Below are 15,996 nucleotides of genomic sequence, written 5' to 3' on the forward strand. Positions count from 1 at the left end.
GGCTTGATCCGGCCCCGATTCAATTCTGGTCCGGCGTCGTCTACATGGTTTTCACAGAGCCTGTTCTGACCGGTTTCTAAACTCAGCGCTGAATGCGAGGTCTATGCCCCTTGCATGCAGGCTAATCGTCATTTTCATTCTTTAGACTGCGCCGGCCTGAACCCAGGCGACGCTCTATGACTTCTTTATAGGGGACTTCGATGTCCGTACGACGCACACGCAAAGACGATGGCAGCCAATGGACAGTTGCGGACAGCCGCAGTGTTTACGGGATTCGCCATTGGGGGGCCGGGTATTTCGCGATCAATGACGCCGGTCGCGTCGAAGTTCGTCCGAACGGTCCGACCAGTTCGCCTATCGACCTCTTCGAGCAAGTCGACCAACTGCGCAAAAGTGGTTTGTCCTTGCCGTTGCTGGTGCGTTTCCCTGACATCCTGCAAGACCGCGTGCGTCAGCTGACCGGTGCGTTCGATGCCAACATTGAGCGTCTGGAATACCAGAGCAAGTACACGGCGTTGTACCCGATCAAGGTCAACCAGCAGGAAGCGGTGATCGAAAACATCATCGCCACCCAGAACGTTTCCATCGGTCTGGAGGCCGGCTCCAAGCCTGAGCTGCTGGCGGTACTGGCGCTGGCGCCGAAGGGCGGCACCATCGTCTGCAACGGTTACAAGGACCGCGAGTTCATCCGTCTGGCGCTGATGGGCCAGAAACTCGGTCACAACGTGTTCATCGTGATCGAGAAAGAATCCGAAGTCGGTCTGGTGATCGAAGAAGCCGCGTCGCTCAAGGTCAAGCCGCAGGTCGGCCTGCGCGTGCGTCTGTCGTCCCTGGCATCGAGCAAGTGGGCAGACACCGGTGGCGAAAAATCCAAGTTCGGCCTGTCGGCGGCGCAACTGCTGTCGGTGGTCGAGCGTTTCCGCGCCGCCGGCCTGGATCAGGGCATTCGCCTGCTGCACTTCCACATGGGTTCGCAGATCGCCAACCTGGCGGACTACCAGCACGGCTTCAAGGAAGCGATCCGTTATTACGGCGAGCTGCGCAACCTTGGCCTGCCGGTGGATCACATCGACGTCGGCGGCGGTTTGGGCGTGGACTACGACGGTACGCACTCGCGTAACGCCAGTTCGATCAACTACGACATGGACGATTACGCCGGTGTCGTGGTCGGGATGCTCAAGGAGTTCTGCGATGCGCAGAGCCTGCCGCACCCGAACATCTTTTCTGAAAGCGGCCGTTCCCTGACTGCTCACCACGCCATGCTGGTGGTTCAGGTCACCGACGTCGAGAAACACAACGACGACGTGCCAAAGATCGATAACAAGGAAGAGCTGCCGGAAACCGTGCAGTGGCTGGTTGACCTGCTTGGCCCGACCGACATCGAAATGGTCACCGAGACCTACTGGCGCGCCACGCACTACATGAGCGACGTCGCCACGCAATACGCCGATGGCAAGCTGACCCTGGCGCAAAAAGCCCTGGCCGAGCAATGCTACTTCGCCGTTTGCCGTCGCCTGCACAACTCGTTGAAGGCCCGTCAGCGTTCCCACCGTCAGGTGCTCGACGAACTCAACGACAAGCTGGCTGACAAGTACATCTGCAACTTCTCGGTATTCCAGAGCCTGCCGGACACTTGGGCCATCGGCCAGGTCCTGCCGATTTTGCCATTGCACCGTCTCGACGAAGAGCCGCTGCGCCGTGCGGTGTTGCAAGACCTGACCTGCGACTCCGACGGCAAGATCAAGCAATACGTCGACGAGCAGAGCATCGAGACCAGCCTGCCGGTACACGGTCTGAACGAAGGTGAAGACTATCTGCTGGGGATCTTCCTGGTGGGTGCCTACCAGGAAATTCTCGGCGACATGCATAACCTGTTCGGTGACACCGACTCGGTGAACATCTACCAGAACGCCGATGGCAGCGTGTACCACGCCGGTATCGAAACCCACGACACCATCGAAGACATGCTGCGTTACGTGCACTTGTCGCCGGAAGAGCTGATGACCCACTACCGCGACAAGTGCGCCAGTGCCCGCATCAGCGCCGCCGAGCGCACCCAGTTCCTCGATGCCTTGCGTCTGGGCCTGACCCGCTCGTCTTACCTGTCTTCTTGAGGTAAGGCTCCGTTCTCATCGGGTTGTCTGAAAATTCTCCGTACAGTGCGGAAATTTCAGATGACCTTGGTGCGGGGCTTCTCTTTTTTCAAGTGAAATGAACCACAGACCGGGCTATCCAAGCGATGTGGTCTTCTTTTCACGTAGGTCATTTCCTAAGTTGTATTTCGGCACTCTACTCGGCCATGTCTCTCAGCGAGAATCCCCGGCCGCCCCTCCTGTAGAGAATCGCCGATGTTCGATCCAGTCAACGAGCCGTCATTTCGTCTGGATATAGCGGGTCTTCCCGACCCCTTTGAGGTCTTGGCCTTTACCGGTAGTGAAGCCATCAGCGAGCCCTTTGTGTTCGACGTGGATCTGCTGAACGATGACCCGACGCTGGACCTTGCGAGCCTTTTGTATCGTTCGGCCTTTTTGCACTTCGGGCCCCAGGGGCAGGGTATTCACGGGCAGCTGCTTGGCCTCGTTCAGCTTGGCCATGGCGGTGAGCCCGGGTTATGTCGTGTGCGTCTCGGCCCCAGGCTGGCGTGTCTGGGCCAGCGCTTCAATCAGCGAATCTTCAGCCAGCGCTCGGTGCCGGAGATTCTCGCTCAAGTACTCAAGGAGCATGGCATTGCCGGTAAGGGGCGTCGCTTCGACCTGAGCGGCGATTACCCGCCCCGTGATTTCTGCACGCAGTACCGGGAGTCAGACCTGCAGTTTCTCCAGCGTCTGTGTGCCCAGGAACGCCTTCATTACCATTTCGAACACTGCGCACGCGCAGGACACTGTCTGGTTTTCGGTGATGGCCTGGGGCAGTTCAGTCGTGGCGAAGAGAGCGTCTTTGAGGGTGAGAACGAACGGCCAGGTGTGCATCAGTTCAAGCTTCACGGCTGCGGTCAGATCGCCGAAGGCCAGACGAATCTGGCGACGCTGCGCAGCGGTCAACTGATGCCGCTGTCCGGCCACCCGTGTGTGGACTGGAATCGTCTCTGGCTACTGACCCATGTCGAGCATCAAGGGGGGCAGGAGCCAGGGTTTTCCTATAGCAATCAACTGCGCGCCGTTGTGCAGGAAGTGCCTTTCGTGGCAGATCATTCGGTCATGAAACCCAGGATGCACAGCCTGCAACGAGCGTGGGTAGTCGAGGTCGATGAGTCTCAACCGGATCTGTCCAGACCGGTAGCGGTGCAGTTTGACTGGCTTTATCAGGGGGAAGGCGCAGCGCCCAGCCACTGCTGGTTGCCGTTGGCTCCCGAGTTGGGAGACGCAGGCAGTCTGCCGTTGTGCGAAGGGGCGCAGGTGCTGGTGAGCTTTATCGAAGGCGATCCGGATCAACCCTTGATCAGCGGATTTCTTCCCGGCGCAGCGTCGAGCACAGAGCCAGTCATACCCGACCTGCAACCTTCCTTGGTGACCGATGCGAACCTGGCGCTCGACGGCTTGCTGGGCATGCTGCAATCCAGCGAACCCTTGGTGCTCCTGTGCCTGCTGCCCGGTGGCGGCAGTTTCAGTCATTGCACGCAGTCCTTCTGCACCTGTCGGGCGGCGACGCAGTTTGGCCAGAGCGGTGCGGCATGATCGCCGCTCAGGCGCCCGACTCGACTGCGCAATGGTTGTTGCTCGATGTTCCGGGCGAGCCTCAGGCCGGTGCGAATTTGCGGCAACAGTTTGCTCATGCCCGATGGTTCCGCCTGTTCGAAGGCACTGAGTTTCACCCGTTGCGTGAGTACGGCCCGGTATTGGTCGACCTTCGCGAATGCCCGGCACTGACCGAGCTGTGCCAAAGTGCGCCGCACATCTGGAGCGGATTGCTGCTAGCCAGTGAAGCAACGTCATCGCAGTTGCTGGAGCATTTGCGACGCATGCTCACGGTCACCTTGGGTCTGCATCACCGGGCCTTGTTGAGTTACTACAATCCACACACGGCGAGTTATTTTTTCGATGCCTGCGATGCGCAGGAGTTGAGTCGCTGGCTCGGTCCGATCGATCAGTTGCGCTGGTTCGGTGGCACCTGGGCCGACCGGGCGATAGGCTGTCAGGGCTGGCAGCAGTTGTTCAATCCGCGGCTTGCCGTCCGGCCGCTGGCCATTGAAGAAAACCTCAGCCTGCGTCAGCGAGACACCTTGCAAACCTGCCTGCTGGAACAACACGCCTGGCGCTGGAGCCGATCCACCGACACCGGCTACAACAGCTTGTGGGCTTACTTGCAGGAAGGGCTGGCGCTGGGTTTCAGCGAGCGTGCGGTGCTCGATGACTGGTTATGGCTGCGCTTGCAGCATCCCGACGCAGTGGCCGGGCAGCCATTGTCGGGAGCCAGCCAGCAGGAGCGTCTCGATAGCCTGCGCAACCGGTGGCAAAACGATCAACCCTGAACGTGAAGGCCGGCCCTCGTTATCCTTTGAACCAGCTATCGTGCTTGCGCAAGTACCAGGCGAATGCACCAAGGGTCAGGCTGCGCAGCAACATGAACAACAGGAAGGTTATCCACAGTCCATGGTTGCCCAAGACTTGCAGCGACCAGGCGAAGGGCAGCAGCAGGATCACCGTCAGCAGCATACCGTTGCGCATTTCCCGAGCGCGGGTGGCGCCGATGAACAGACCGTCGAGCAGGTAGCTCCAGACGGCAATCAGCGGCAGCACCGCGAGGTAAGGCAGGTATAGGAATGCGGTATCGCGCACGCTCTGGATGTCCGTCTGCATCTGGATGAACAGGTGCCCGGCGAACAGAAACAGCAAGGCAAACCCCACACTCGCCAGCAACGACCAACCGCACGCCACCACCAATGACCGACGCAGGGCTTCTCGGTCGCGAGCACCGATGGCGTGTCCACACAGGGCTTCTACGGCATGAGCCAGACCGTCCAGCGCATGGGCGGTCAGCAGCAGACCGTTGAGCAGCAACGCGTTGGCGGCAACCGTGGCATCGCCCAGCCGCGCGCCTTGCACGGTGATCAGGAAAAACACTGACTGCAATGCCAGGCTGCGAATGAAGATGTCGCGATTGACCGCCAGCAATGGGCGCCAGCTCTGCCACAACGCCAGCGCTGCCCAGGCGATATGGCCGGGATAGGCGCGCAGAGCCTTGCGGGTCATGAACAGGCCGATCAGCGCGCCGGTCCACTCGGCGATCACTGAGGCCCGGGCCGCGCCGACCACGCCCCACTCCAGACCGAGTACGAACCACAGGTTCAACGCGATGTTGACCAGATTGGTGCTCAGCAGAATCGCCAACGGAGCCCGAGCGTTCTGGGTGCCGAGGAACCAGCCCACCAGCGCGTAGCTTGCCAGCGCCGCCGGCAAGCCAAACAGCCGCGTGTGGAAGAACTCGCGGGTGAGATGATCCAGCTCGGCCGACGGTTGCATGAAGTGCAACGCGACCCCGCTCAACGGCACGCCCACTGCGCCCAACACGATGGCCAGGCCCATGGCCAACAACAGACCCTGGAGCAAAATCTGCCGCAACGCTGCGCCATCCCCGCGCCCGGCAGCCTGGGCGGCGAACCCGGTGGAGCCCATGCGCAGAAAGCCCATGGCCCAGGCAAGAAAGGTATACAGGCTGGCGCCCACCGCGACAGCGCCGAGTTGATGAGCATGGGGCAGGTGGCCGATGACGGTACTGTCGACCAGCGCTACCAGCGGTACGGAAATGTTCGAGAGAATCATCGGGGCGGCGAGCGCCCAGACTCGACGATGGGTCGGACGGTCGCGCCAGTCGGCAATCAGGTTGGGCATGCAGGCTCCTTGGGGGCGCCTGCATTGTAGCGGCAGATTGTGTTCAGCCAAGTGAACGCAATCTACAAAACATCACAGATCCAATGTGGGAGCGGGCTTGCTCGCGAAGGCTTTCTTACATTCAACATATCAGTCGCCTGACCCACCGCTTTCGCGAGCAAGCCCGCTCCCACATTGATGGTGGGTTGCCTTAATGAACGATCCAGCTCAGCAACCACAACCCCAGCAACAACCAGATAATCCCCATGATGATCGACGCGTTCATGAAGGCGCGGATCGCCGCCCATAACAGCATCAGCCCGATGATCAGCGTGATGATGCTGACGATCGAAGTCTCCATGCCCAGCGCCTGGGCCAACCCTTCGACAAAATTGCTGCCGGCGTTGCTCAACAGGTTGAACAGACCACTGAGGGCGTCGATGATGAACCGGATGGCCGAACCGATTATCTGGCCGAGCCATTCGAAAAAGCTTTCTACCTGCATGTGTACGTCCTGATGGAGTGGTGGCGTGGTTGCCGGATCCGACCGTTGGGCTATTGATCGTGCTGTCGAGTTCCCGACCGTCCAAGTATGGCGCAAACATCTCTGCCGAAGGCTGCGTTCGGCTGCGCAGCAGTCGTCAAACCGGAAATTGCGGTACGTCAGGCAGAGCGCGTCAGCCATATTCACGACTGCTGCGCAGCCGAACGCAGCCTTCGGCAGCTGCTACATAGATCTTGCCTTCACCCGCCATCCCCCTGAAGCTATACGCCTTCAGGAGAGCCCGATGAACCTTGTTGAACTGACCGAACGCCTGCACGCCATTCGCGACCGCAATGACTGGCGGCAATTTCACAGCCCGAAAAACCTGGCCATGGCCGCGAGCGTGGAAATGTCCGAGCTGGTGGAGATTTTCCAGTGGCTGACCGAAGACCAGTCACGCCAGTTGCCGACGGACAAGCTCGCCCATGTCGGGCAGGAAGTCGGTGACATCGTGTTGTATCTACTGCTGCTGTGCAGCGAGTTGGGGTTGGACATGAATGAAGTGGTGCGCAGCAAGCTTGCGGACAGCGAACGGCGGTTCAGCTGATGAGCGACCGTCATTTCGATCAGTTGGCGACCCGTTTCGCTGAAAAAATCTACGGTGGCGCCAAAGGTGCGATCCGGCTCGCGGTGCTGCAAACCGACCTGGCCGAAACCCTGCCGGACCGCCCGCTGCGCGTACTGGACATCGGCGCCGGCCTGGGCCACATGTCGTTGTGGCTGGCCGAGCGCGGTCATCAGGTGACCCTCGCCGAACCCGCCGAGCCGATGCTTGAAGGTGCCCGCCAGCGCTTCGCCGAAGCGGGGCAGACGGCGACGTTCATCCAGGCGCCGTGGCAGGATCTGCTCGGTCAGCTCACCGAACCCTACGACCTGGTGCTATGCCACGCCGTGCTGGAATGGCTGGCCGAACCCCATGCGATTTTACCGGTGCTGCATCAATTGACGAAGCCGGACGGCTGGTTGTCCCTGGCGTTCTACAACCGCGATGCGTTGATCTACCGCAACTTGCTAAAGGGTCATTTCCGCAAGATGCGCAAGAACGACATGGCCGGCGAAAAGCAGAGCCTGACGCCGCAGCAGCCACTGGATCCACGGGAACTGGCGGCGCAACTGGAGAGCATGTGGCAGGTCGAAACCCAGAGTGGGGTGCGGGTTTTTTATGACTACATGCCAGTGGAATTCCAGGCCCGCGTCGAACTGCCGGACTTGCTGGAAATGGAACTGGCCCACCGCCGTCACCCAAGCTTCGCCGGGCTTGGGCGCTACCTGCACTGGATCTGTCGGCCGATCTGAGCGGAGCGCGAAATGAAAAGTCGTTCAGGGTTACTGGTGATCTGTCTCGGGTTGGCGGCTTGTCAGGGCAGCAACCCTTATGTCGCGACCTCCAATCCCCTGCCACCGGCACCGCCTCAGGCCGCCACCACCTTCGACCACAGCGCCTACCCGGCGCCGCCACGCGATTACGGTCGCTATCGCAGCTGGGCCTGGCTCAACGGACGCCTGCCACCGGGCACGGCCTGGGCCGACTCGGCGCAGATGGCCGAAGCGGTCAGTAATGCCCTGGATCAACGCGGCTTGCGCCCACTGCACGACAACCGCCCGGCGGACCTGTTGGTCAGCGCCGATTTGCATCTGGAAACCCGCTTGCGTCAGGTGCAGGACGACTATGGTTACGGCGGGGGTTATTACGGCGGCGGTTATAACCGCTACGGCAGCGGTTACGGCATGTACAACACGGTGCCGGTCATCCGCACTTATCAGGTACAAGTCGTGGTGGTGCGTATCGAGCTGTTCGACGCGAGCACCGGCCAGCCGGTATGGAGTGCCAGTGCCGAAACCAGCAGCCAGGGCAGCCAGAGCGAGCGTGCCGATGCCATACGCGAAGCTGTCGAAAAGGCTATGTCGGCGTATCCTCCTAGTTAGCTTCCCGTACAGGAAGCCTCCCGCAGGTGCATGTCTTCTATCGGAGAAAAATCATGTTCCGCCGTCTCGCTTTACTGGCCATGGCCGCGCTGCTCACTGCCTGCGCTGCCAACCAGGTCAATCATGACTTCGATGCCAGCCGCGACTTTGCCGCCTATCGTAGCTGGAGCTGGAAAGAGCCCGCCGTGCAATACCGCCCCGATGATCCACGGATCATGAGTGACCTGACCGAACAACGCATCCGCCAGTCCGTTGCCGATCAGCTGGATCAGCGCGGCTTGCGTCCGGCCGCCGCCGGCGCCAGTCCGGATCTGAGGGTGCAGGCCTACCTGATCGTCGAAGATCGTCAGCAGCAGGTGACCACTCACTATGGCGGTGGTTATGGTGGCCCATGGTACGGCTACTGGGGTGGGCCGATGTACAACGAAACGCGCAACATCAGCTACAAGGTGGCGACCATTCAGATCGACCTGCTCGATGGCAAGGACGGCAAACTGGTGTGGCGCGGCAGCGACGAGCAGACGCTTAGTCGCACACCGAACCCGCAGGATCGTAGCAATAAAATCCACGAGACGGTCGGGCGGATATTGGCGAACTATCCACCGCGTTAAACCTTGAACTAACCAACACCACGGATCCATTGTGGGAGCGGGCTTGCTCGCGAAAGCGGAGTGTCAGACGACATCAATGCCGACTGAAAGACCGCCTTCGCGAGCAAGCCCGCTCCCACATAAACCCATTCCGACATTGAGTTTTTGTTGTCTTGGATGGCGAGTTGCCAGCAATCTGGCCAACCCTTGTCTACACTGCTTCTCACCAATGGAGGTAACCCTCGGCGGTGTGCCGGCAAAGGAGTGCGCCCTTGTCTCCCTGCTTGCAGTTTCGTAGCCCGGCCCGGCAACGGGGAGCGATCGGTTTGATGGCAGTGCTGACCCTGGGCATGGCCTTGGTGTTCTTGCTGGTCGTGGTCGATAGCGGCCGCCTGTACCTGGAAAAACGCAGCTTGCAACGGGTGGCGGATATGGCCGCGCTGGAGGCTGCCACGCGTAACGGTGATTGCGCCGTGGGTGCCACCGCTACCGCCTATGCCACCGCCAGTGCAAACCGCAACGACTTCTCCCTTCCTGACTCCACCCACAGCTTGGCGGTAGCCTGTGGCACCTTGAGTCTGGACGCCAATAATCTTCGGGTTTTTACGGCTGATCCGAGCAGCAGCGAAGCCATTCGGGTGAGCGTCAGCCGTTCGATCCAGCAAAGTGTCGCCGGCGGCATCGGCGCCCTGTTCGGCGGTCCTCCAGCCGGTGCGACCCTCAACCTGACCGCGACCGCCGTCGCAGCGTTGCCACCTCCGCTGGCATCGCTGACCATTCGCAGTACGGTGCTGAGTATCGATGCCAGCAAGTCGGCCACGCTCAATGGACTTTTCGCTGGTTTGTTGGGCGGCAATCTGAACCTCTCCGTGGCGGGTTGGGAGGGGTTGCTGAACACCAACATCAGCCTGCTCGGTTACCTCGATCGATTAAAGGTCGACCTGGGCCTCAACGCCGCCGGGTATAGCCAGGTGTTGGGCACTTCGGTGGCCGTCAGCCAGCTGATCCAGACGGCCGTCAATGTGCTGGACCCCGGCGGCACGCTCGGCGCGACGGCGACCATCGTCGGTCTGCAAGCACTCAAGGTTGCCGCAGGCTCCACGACCGTGGTGCTGGGCAATTTGTTGCACGTCGAGAATGGCATCAACATGTCGGCGTTCGCGACTAACGTGAGCGTGTTCAACCTGATCGAAGGCATCGTGCAACTGGCCAACAAGAAAAACGGTCTGGTGGCGACGCTGCCGATCAATCTGGCGGGGCTGGCGCAAATCACGGCTCGAGTGCAGGTCCTGGAGCCGCCGCAACTCTCGGCAATCGGCAATCCGAAAAACGCGGCGCTGGATCCACTGGGACCCAATCGGATCTACGTGAGAACCGCGCAGGTTCGCACATTGCTGTCGATCGACTTGCCGGCACTCGACGCCATCGTGGCGCTGGTCAATGCGGTAACCGATCTGGCAGGACCGCTGACCAACACCCTCAACGCCTTGCTCAATCTCAACCTGGTGGCGGTGCTCAATTCACTGACGTGTGCCTTGGGCGTGCCCTGCCAGACACCCGACATCAAGTTGTTGCCGGGGCCAATACGGCTCGACGTGGCGCTGGAGGTCGCCAGCGCCAGCAGTTACGTCACGGCCTACAGCTGCGTCAGTAACACCAACAAAACCCTGACCACCAACACCAGTACATCGCTGGTGAACCTGAAAATCGGCCGGATCGATGCGGCCAGTATGTTCGGCAGCAACACCACGCCGCCAGCGGTCACGGTGCAGCCGTTGAAGGTGATCGATATCGGGATCAAAACCTGTCGCAGGCTGCTGTTCTTGCCCATCACCTGCGATCCGCGTGTGCCCGGCGTCGGTGGCGGCATCGATATCGTGGCCGACACCAGCGTGGCGGCGAACGCCAACATTTCCCACGTCTACTCTGCACCACCCGCCAGCAGCCTGCCGGAAATCAATCAGCCACCGTTCTACTACTCGTTCACCACCGGCAGCATCGTCAGCAGTCTGCTCAATACCCCGCTTAATATTCACGTGGACATGTATGGCCCGTCGGGCAGTCTCGTCAGCGGTCTGGGGACGATCCTGAGCAGCGTCACTACCTTGCTGGTCAGCGCGATCAACAGCGTGCTTAGCCCGTTGCTCGACAGCTTGATCAACACCTTGCTGTTAAGCCTGGGGATCGACTTGAACAAGGTCGACGTCGGCGCCAATCTCAGTTGTCATTCGGGGCGTGCGACGCTGGTGATCTGATCGTCTGTGGCAATCGGCAACTCGATACAAAACCGCGCGCCCTCGGTCGAGTTTCTTACAGTCAAATGACCGCCCATGTTTGCGACGATGCCGTAACTCACCGACAACCCGAGCCCGGTGCCAATGCCCACCGGTTTGGTGGTGAAGAACGGTTCGAAAATCCGCTCCAGCAGTCGTGGATCGATGCCGCCGCCGTTGTCCTCGACCCACAGTCGCACCGAGTATTCATCGCGTTCGGCATACACCGAAATCCACGGTTTGAACTCCCGGTCGGCCTCGCGCTTGCCCAATAATGCATCCCGCGCATTGACCATCAGATTGATCAGCACCTGTTCCAGCTGATCGACGTAACCGCGCACCTGCACCTCGAACCCGGTCTCGCTGACCCGCAGTTCGACGCCTTTGCCACGCATGCCTTCAGACAGCAGAGACAGCGTGCCCTCGATGGCTTGAGCCGGATTGAACGGGTGTTGCTCGATCTCCGAACGCCGACCGAATACCCGCATGTGATCCACCACCCGCGCGGCACGCTGGACTTGTGCGTCGATGCGGTTGAGCTTGTCGGTCAGGTAGTCGATTTGCGCATCACCATTGCTCAGACGCTTGAGCAGATTGACGATGGCCATGCGCATCACGTTCAGTGGCTGGTTGATTTCATGGGCCAGCCCGGTGGCCATTTCTCCGAGGGTGGCCATTTTCGCGCTCTGGGTGAGCTGTTGCTGGGCACGCCGGACTTCGGTGTTGTCGCGGCCCACGGCTTGTATCTCAAGCAAGCGACCCTGCTCGTCGAACACACCGCGATCCGACCAGACCCACCAGGCGTGTTCCCGTCCCGGCAGTTGCAGGTTGATTTCCGCGGTACTGACCGGGAACTCCGGGCTCAGGTGACTGAGCCGCTGGAGGAATGCTTCGCGCTGTTCCGGCGACATCCAGCTGCCCAGGTTCACCCCCGGCAGCTTCTCGGGCTGGCATTCCAGGTAGGTCGCCAGCGGGCGGTTGCCAAAGGTCAACGTCAGGTCTGGAAGATAGCGACAAATCATCGCCGGGGAATCTTCCACCAGGATCCGATAGCGCTCTTCACTCTGTTTTACTTGCTCGGCGGCCAGGGTCGCCTCGGTGACATCCAGCCACAGCCCCACGGCTTCCACTGGCAGCCCGAGGTCGTCGCGCAGCAGTTTGGCTTCGTCGAGCAGCCAGTGGTAATCGCCGCGACTGTCGCGTAGCCGATAACGGGCACGCACCGAACCTTCGCGCAACAGTTGCCGGGTGCGCTCGAAATAACCGTCACGGTCCTCGGGGTGGACCCGTTCCACCAGCGCGCCGGCGGCACAATCGGCGAGCGACCAACCGAGTAGCGGCAACAGGCTGTCGCTGAAAAATGTCGGTTGCAGCGCACCTTCGACATAGCGCTGCACGTAGATCACCGCCGGTGAACTGGCAATCAGATTGTTCAGCCGGGCATGGGCGGCAGCGGCGTTCTGCTCCTGATTTTTGATGTCGCTGATGTCGAGCATGAAACCCACCAGCCGCCGGTTTCTGCCTATGCCCAGGGCCTGACCTTGCAGTCGATACCAGATCGGCGTTTGTGCCGCGTCGGGGCGATGCAGGCGTACGCACAGCAGCAACGGCGCGCCTTCATCCTGCAAGGTTTGCAGGCGAATCGTCAGCTCTTCACGGTCGGCGGGGTGGATCTGTTCGAGCCAGTCGTGCAGCGGCAAACGCGTGCTCGCAAGGTTAAGCATGCTTGCCAGCGACGGCGCCAATTGCACCTCGGCGGTGTCGCTGAAGACCTCCCACCAGCCGGTGCCGAGCAAGGCTTGCAGAGACTCCAGCCGCTCCAGTTGCAGATGGTGCTGATGCTCGCGCAAGCGCTCAAGCAGCGGGCCGGCCAGGGCGGCGGTGAGTTGCAACCAGTCGCGTTCGCTCAGGTCCGGGGCACGCTGTTGCACCGGGTAGAAACCACAGAGCAGCCAGGCCACCACGCCCTGGGCATTGTGGTAAGGCACCGCGAACCCTTCGGCATTGCCGAAGATGCCTTGCAGGCGCGGGTGTTCGCTGGGAATCAGCGGCTGAGGGACGGAGCCATTCAAACTGTCGAGACCGGTACCCAGGCGTTGGTCGATGTCCCACAACAGTGGCGCATCGAAGGCCGCGTAATGCTGGTGAATCAGCCAACCCTCGGCCTGTTCATCGAGCAAGGCCATGGCGATGCACGGGATCTGAAAACGCTGGGCCAGACCTTGCAGTTGCTCCGCCAGCACCTCGGGCAAGCGCGTCAGGCTGCACAGGCGCAACTGTTCGCTGACCTGCGCCGCGAGCAACTGGCATTGTTCACGGCTGCGCGCTTGTCGGCGTTCGAGCAGCAGGTCGCCAATGTCGATCAACTGCAACAGCCAGTTTTCGCCCAACGGCTGCACCCAGCCACGCAGATGCAGCGGTTGTTCGCCGAGGCTGAAGAAATCCAGGTCCAGGCTTTGTCCCTGCCACTCGGCGGGCGCGCCTTCGACCGACAGGCCGCTATGGGGCATGAGGTAATCGAGCAGATGCGGTGCCTGCGCGCCGGGCATTTGTTGCGCCAGCAGATGCCGCAGCGGGCCGGTCAGCTGAGTCACTCGGCCTTCGTCATCCAGATGCAGCTGCAAACCGACACGTTGCACGCTCGGAGGGCTCGCAGGGTCAGCACTGATCGAGGGCTGCTGCGGTTGGCGATTGAGCAGGCGCCCGAAGAGCTTGTCCCCGGAACTCAAAATTGCAGGCTCGAGCGGGCGGTAAGGGTCGCCGGCAGATTGGGCACCGAGCCGATCCCCGGCAGCACCAGGAACGGCAGCACCTGATTCAGTTTACTAGTGGGGTAATTGATGGTGACCGTCAGCACGCCACCGATATAGGTGGCACTGGCGTCGGTGGCCACATTGAAGTTCAGCGCGGCAGGAATCCAGGCCAGCTGCCGGGTCAGTTCAGTGGTCGCTATGTTTCTGACGGCAGTGTCGTAATTGGCGGTGCTCGGGTCCAGCGCCACACTGCGGCGCACCGCTTCGGCCGTCGATTGATTGAACGATTGCATCAGCAACAGCGGCAGGCTGTAACTGACCAGACCATAAAACACGGCGAAAAAGATGATGAACACCAAGGCGAATTCAATCGCCACGGCACCTTTTTGTTTGCGGGGGAGGCCTGTTTTCATGAGTGCGTCTACCCTGACCATCACGACGTAGTATCAGCATAGAATCATTCAGCCAAAACGGACGTTTATTACCGGATGCAGAACTTTGTCCTACTTATCTGGCTGACGCTCTGCGCAGCACAGGATGTCCGAGAGCGGCACATCGCCAATGGCCTGACCCTTGGCGTGGGTGTATTGGCGCTGACGTATCTGTTGTGGACGGGTACCACATGGTTGGGGGCCGAGGCGGTGCAGGGTGGCTGGGCTTTGTTGTTGGCACTGGCCTTCACCTTGCCCGGTTATGCATTGAAACGTCTTGGGGCGGGCGACGTGAAACTGATGGCGACGCTAGGGCTTGCGACGGACGGTATGCACCTGCTCGGCGGCTTCATCGGCGCCGGATTGGCCAGTGCATTCTGGCTGCTGTTGGCGCCAAGACTCTGGCTGTATATGGGGCAGGGGCTTAGGGATCGACTTCGTTACCTGGGACCAGGAACTTCAAAAAAACAGCCCTTTGCGCCGTTCGTATTGGTGGGCATGTTGCTTACTCTGGTCTGGCTGCATTAGTCGCCGGGCAATACTCGTTCTATGTACATAGTTGGAAAGTGCGTCTACTTTCAAAACAGTTGTTGTACAGCCTTCGGAAGTGGGTACAGGAACGATCAAGCCTGGAGTGACACGTGAACAAGCGTATCTCGGCAATAAAAGTCCTTGTGGTCGATGACGAACCATTGGTTGTCGAAGAACTGTGCGAGTTCATCGAGCGCAATGGTTATCGCTGTGTTCCTTGTCAGTCCGGCAAGCAGGCGATCGAGCGTTTCACTGAATACGAGGATATCGGCCTGGTGCTCTGTGATTTGCAGATGCCTGACATGGATGGCATTCAACTCGTCCAGGCACTGCAACAGTTGTCCGGCAAACACCGGGCATTCGAGGCGATCATGCTCACCGGTCGCGCCGACAAGCAGGACGTGATCAAGGCCTTGCGCGCCGGGTTCGCTGACTACTATCAGAAACCGATTGATCTGGATGAGTTGCTCGAAGGTTTGCAGCGCCAGGAAGTGGTCTTGCAAGAGCGGCAGAAAAACCTGCAGTTGGGGCATTTGAGTCAAAAGCTGCAGTACCTTTGTGAGTCGATCGACGAGTTGTATCAGGATCTGGACAAGGTTCGTCGGGGGCCGTCCTCTGTGCCTTTGTCGGATTCGGCTGGCGGTGCATTCAGTGAGGCGGAGCGGGTGGAGATGCCGGCGGTTTTCAATCAGCTGTCGCCGCGGCAGCTGGAGGTGGCGCGGTTGGTGGGCAAGGGGCAGACCAATTATCAGATTGCCTGTGAGTTGGGGATTACCGAGAACACGGTGAAGCTTTATGTGTCGCAGGTGTTGCGGTTGACGCATATGCATAATCGCACGCAAGTGGCGTTGGCGTTGTCGCCTGGTAATGCTGGTGTGCGGCGGCTTACTGCGCACTGAGTTTTTTTGGAGGCTGCAATCTTTTGATCTTGGCGGCCTTATAGCCGACCAATCTTTCTCTGATATACACCGTTCAACTGTGGGAGCGGGCTTGCTCGCGAAGGCGGCCTGACAGCCGACCTGTATTTTGTTGACTGAGTACATATCCGTTGCTGCGGTAACGGCGGCTTATGGTTTCGCCCTTACGGCGAGTCCCTTTTGGCAAACGCCCCAAAAGGAACCAAAAGGTCTCGCCCCAAGCG

The 15,996-nt window shown here is 60.3% G+C and carries 14 protein-coding genes; 10 read left to right on the forward strand and 4 right to left on the reverse strand.

Annotation, left to right across the window (positions count from 1 at the left end; genetic code table 11):
* The first annotated feature begins 200 nt into the window (after nt 1–200).
* The 3 genes from speA to PMI36_RS22760 all read left to right on the forward strand — a co-directional run bounded on the left by speA (nt 201) and on the right by PMI36_RS22760 (nt 4,468).
* A complete protein-coding gene (gene speA, locus PMI36_RS22770; protein ID WP_008069058.1) occupies nt 201–2,114 on the forward strand; it encodes an arginine decarboxylase in 1,914 nt (637 codons plus the stop codon).
* Nucleotides 2,115–2,348: 234 nt separating this feature from the next.
* Nucleotides 2,349–3,674, forward strand: coding sequence for a type VI secretion system Vgr family protein (locus PMI36_RS22765; protein ID WP_008069060.1), 1,326 nt, complete (start codon nt 2,349–2,351; stop codon nt 3,672–3,674).
* Nucleotides 3,671–4,468: a DUF4123 domain-containing protein gene (locus PMI36_RS22760; protein WP_008069061.1), complete on the forward strand. Its 798-nt coding sequence runs from the start codon at nt 3,671–3,673 to the stop codon at nt 4,466–4,468. Before PMI36_RS22765 ends, PMI36_RS22760 begins: the two co-directional genes overlap by 4 nt.
* 19 nt (nt 4,469–4,487) lie before the next feature.
* On the opposite strand, the gene PMI36_RS22755 is transcribed toward PMI36_RS22760, so the two are convergent.
* Both PMI36_RS22755 and PMI36_RS22750 read right to left on the reverse strand, forming a co-directional pair.
* A complete protein-coding gene (locus tag PMI36_RS22755; protein WP_008069064.1) occupies nt 4,488–5,828 on the reverse strand; it encodes an MATE family efflux transporter in 1,341 nt (446 codons plus the stop codon).
* A gap of 190 nt (nt 5,829–6,018) precedes the next feature.
* Nucleotides 6,019–6,312, reverse strand: a complete 294-nt coding sequence (locus PMI36_RS22750; protein WP_007907451.1) for a hypothetical protein — start codon at nt 6,310–6,312, stop codon at nt 6,019–6,021.
* A 283-nt stretch (nt 6,313–6,595) separates the two neighbouring features.
* On the opposite strand from PMI36_RS22750, the gene PMI36_RS22745 reads away from it, so the two are divergent.
* The 5 genes from PMI36_RS22745 (at nt 6,596) to PMI36_RS22725 (ending at nt 11,122) form a co-directional block, all read left to right on the forward strand.
* Nucleotides 6,596–6,898: a MazG-like family protein gene (locus PMI36_RS22745; protein ID WP_008069068.1), complete on the forward strand. Its 303-nt coding sequence runs from the start codon at nt 6,596–6,598 to the stop codon at nt 6,896–6,898.
* Nucleotides 6,898–7,647, forward strand: a complete 750-nt coding sequence (locus PMI36_RS22740) for a methyltransferase domain-containing protein (protein ID WP_008069070.1) — start codon at nt 6,898–6,900, stop codon at nt 7,645–7,647. Before PMI36_RS22745 ends, PMI36_RS22740 begins: the two co-directional genes overlap by 1 nt.
* Nucleotides 7,648–7,659: 12 nt before the next feature.
* Nucleotides 7,660–8,277 carry a DUF4136 domain-containing protein gene (locus PMI36_RS22735; RefSeq protein ID WP_008069072.1) on the forward strand — a complete coding sequence of 206 codons (618 nt, stop codon included), beginning with the start codon at nt 7,660–7,662 and terminating at the stop codon, nt 8,275–8,277.
* Nucleotides 8,278–8,330: 53 nt separating this feature from the next.
* Nucleotides 8,331–8,888 (forward strand): DUF4136 domain-containing protein, encoded by a 558-nt coding sequence (locus PMI36_RS22730; RefSeq protein WP_008069073.1) that lies wholly within the window; start codon nt 8,331–8,333, stop codon nt 8,886–8,888.
* Between the two features lie 251 nt (nt 8,889–9,139).
* Nucleotides 9,140–11,122: a pilus assembly protein TadG-related protein gene (locus PMI36_RS22725; RefSeq protein WP_032830142.1), complete on the forward strand. Its 1,983-nt coding sequence runs from the start codon at nt 9,140–9,142 to the stop codon at nt 11,120–11,122.
* Here the strand turns inward: PMI36_RS22725 and PMI36_RS22720 are convergent.
* Entirely contained in the window at nt 11,092–13,869 is a 2,778-nt protein-coding gene (locus PMI36_RS22720; RefSeq protein ID WP_008069075.1) for an ATP-binding protein, read from the reverse strand. The genes PMI36_RS22725 and PMI36_RS22720 overlap by 31 nt on opposite strands.
* The gene (locus tag PMI36_RS22715; RefSeq protein ID WP_007907464.1) at nt 13,866–14,306 is read right to left on the reverse strand and encodes a TadE/TadG family type IV pilus assembly protein; all 441 of its coding nucleotides are present in this window, start codon (nt 14,304–14,306) and stop codon (nt 13,866–13,868) included. Before PMI36_RS22715 ends, PMI36_RS22720 begins: the two co-directional genes overlap by 4 nt.
* A 75-nt stretch (nt 14,307–14,381) precedes the next feature.
* Between PMI36_RS22715 and PMI36_RS22710 the strand changes: the two genes are divergently transcribed.
* The gene (locus tag PMI36_RS22710) at nt 14,382–14,852 is read left to right on the forward strand and encodes a prepilin peptidase (protein ID WP_008069076.1); all 471 of its coding nucleotides are present in this window, start codon (nt 14,382–14,384) and stop codon (nt 14,850–14,852) included.
* 113 nt (nt 14,853–14,965) lie between these two features.
* A complete protein-coding gene (locus PMI36_RS22705; protein ID WP_008069078.1) occupies nt 14,966–15,754 on the forward strand; it encodes a response regulator transcription factor in 789 nt (262 codons plus the stop codon).
* Nucleotides 15,755–15,996: the final 242 nt, after the last annotated feature.

The sequence above is a fragment of the Pseudomonas sp. GM79 genome (genome assembly GCF_000282495.1).
Lineage (GTDB): Bacteria > Pseudomonadota > Gammaproteobacteria > Pseudomonadales > Pseudomonadaceae > Aquipseudomonas.

Excerpts from the sequence above, each read along its gene's own strand:
- speA (WP_008069058.1), top strand. The coding sequence starts at position 201 with ATGTCCGTACGACGCACACGCAAAGACGATGGCAGCCAATGGACAGTT.
- PMI36_RS22765 (WP_008069060.1), top strand. The coding sequence starts at position 2,349 with ATGTTCGATCCAGTCAACGAGCCGTCATTTCGTCTGGATATAGCGGGT.
- PMI36_RS22760 (WP_008069061.1), top strand. The coding sequence starts at position 3,671 with ATGATCGCCGCTCAGGCGCCCGACTCGACTGCGCAATGGTTGTTGCTC.
- PMI36_RS22755 (WP_008069064.1), bottom strand. The coding sequence starts at position 5,828 with ATGCCCAACCTGATTGCCGACTGGCGCGACCGTCCGACCCATCGTCGA.
- PMI36_RS22750 (WP_007907451.1), bottom strand. The coding sequence starts at position 6,312 with ATGCAGGTAGAAAGCTTTTTCGAATGGCTCGGCCAGATAATCGGTTCG.
- PMI36_RS22745 (WP_008069068.1), top strand. The coding sequence starts at position 6,596 with ATGAACCTTGTTGAACTGACCGAACGCCTGCACGCCATTCGCGACCGC.
- PMI36_RS22740 (WP_008069070.1), top strand. The coding sequence starts at position 6,898 with ATGAGCGACCGTCATTTCGATCAGTTGGCGACCCGTTTCGCTGAAAAA.
- PMI36_RS22735 (WP_008069072.1), top strand. The coding sequence starts at position 7,660 with ATGAAAAGTCGTTCAGGGTTACTGGTGATCTGTCTCGGGTTGGCGGCT.
- PMI36_RS22730 (WP_008069073.1), top strand. The coding sequence starts at position 8,331 with ATGTTCCGCCGTCTCGCTTTACTGGCCATGGCCGCGCTGCTCACTGCC.
- PMI36_RS22715 (WP_007907464.1), bottom strand. The coding sequence starts at position 14,306 with ATGAAAACAGGCCTCCCCCGCAAACAAAAAGGTGCCGTGGCGATTGAA.
- PMI36_RS22710 (WP_008069076.1), top strand. The coding sequence starts at position 14,382 with ATGCAGAACTTTGTCCTACTTATCTGGCTGACGCTCTGCGCAGCACAG.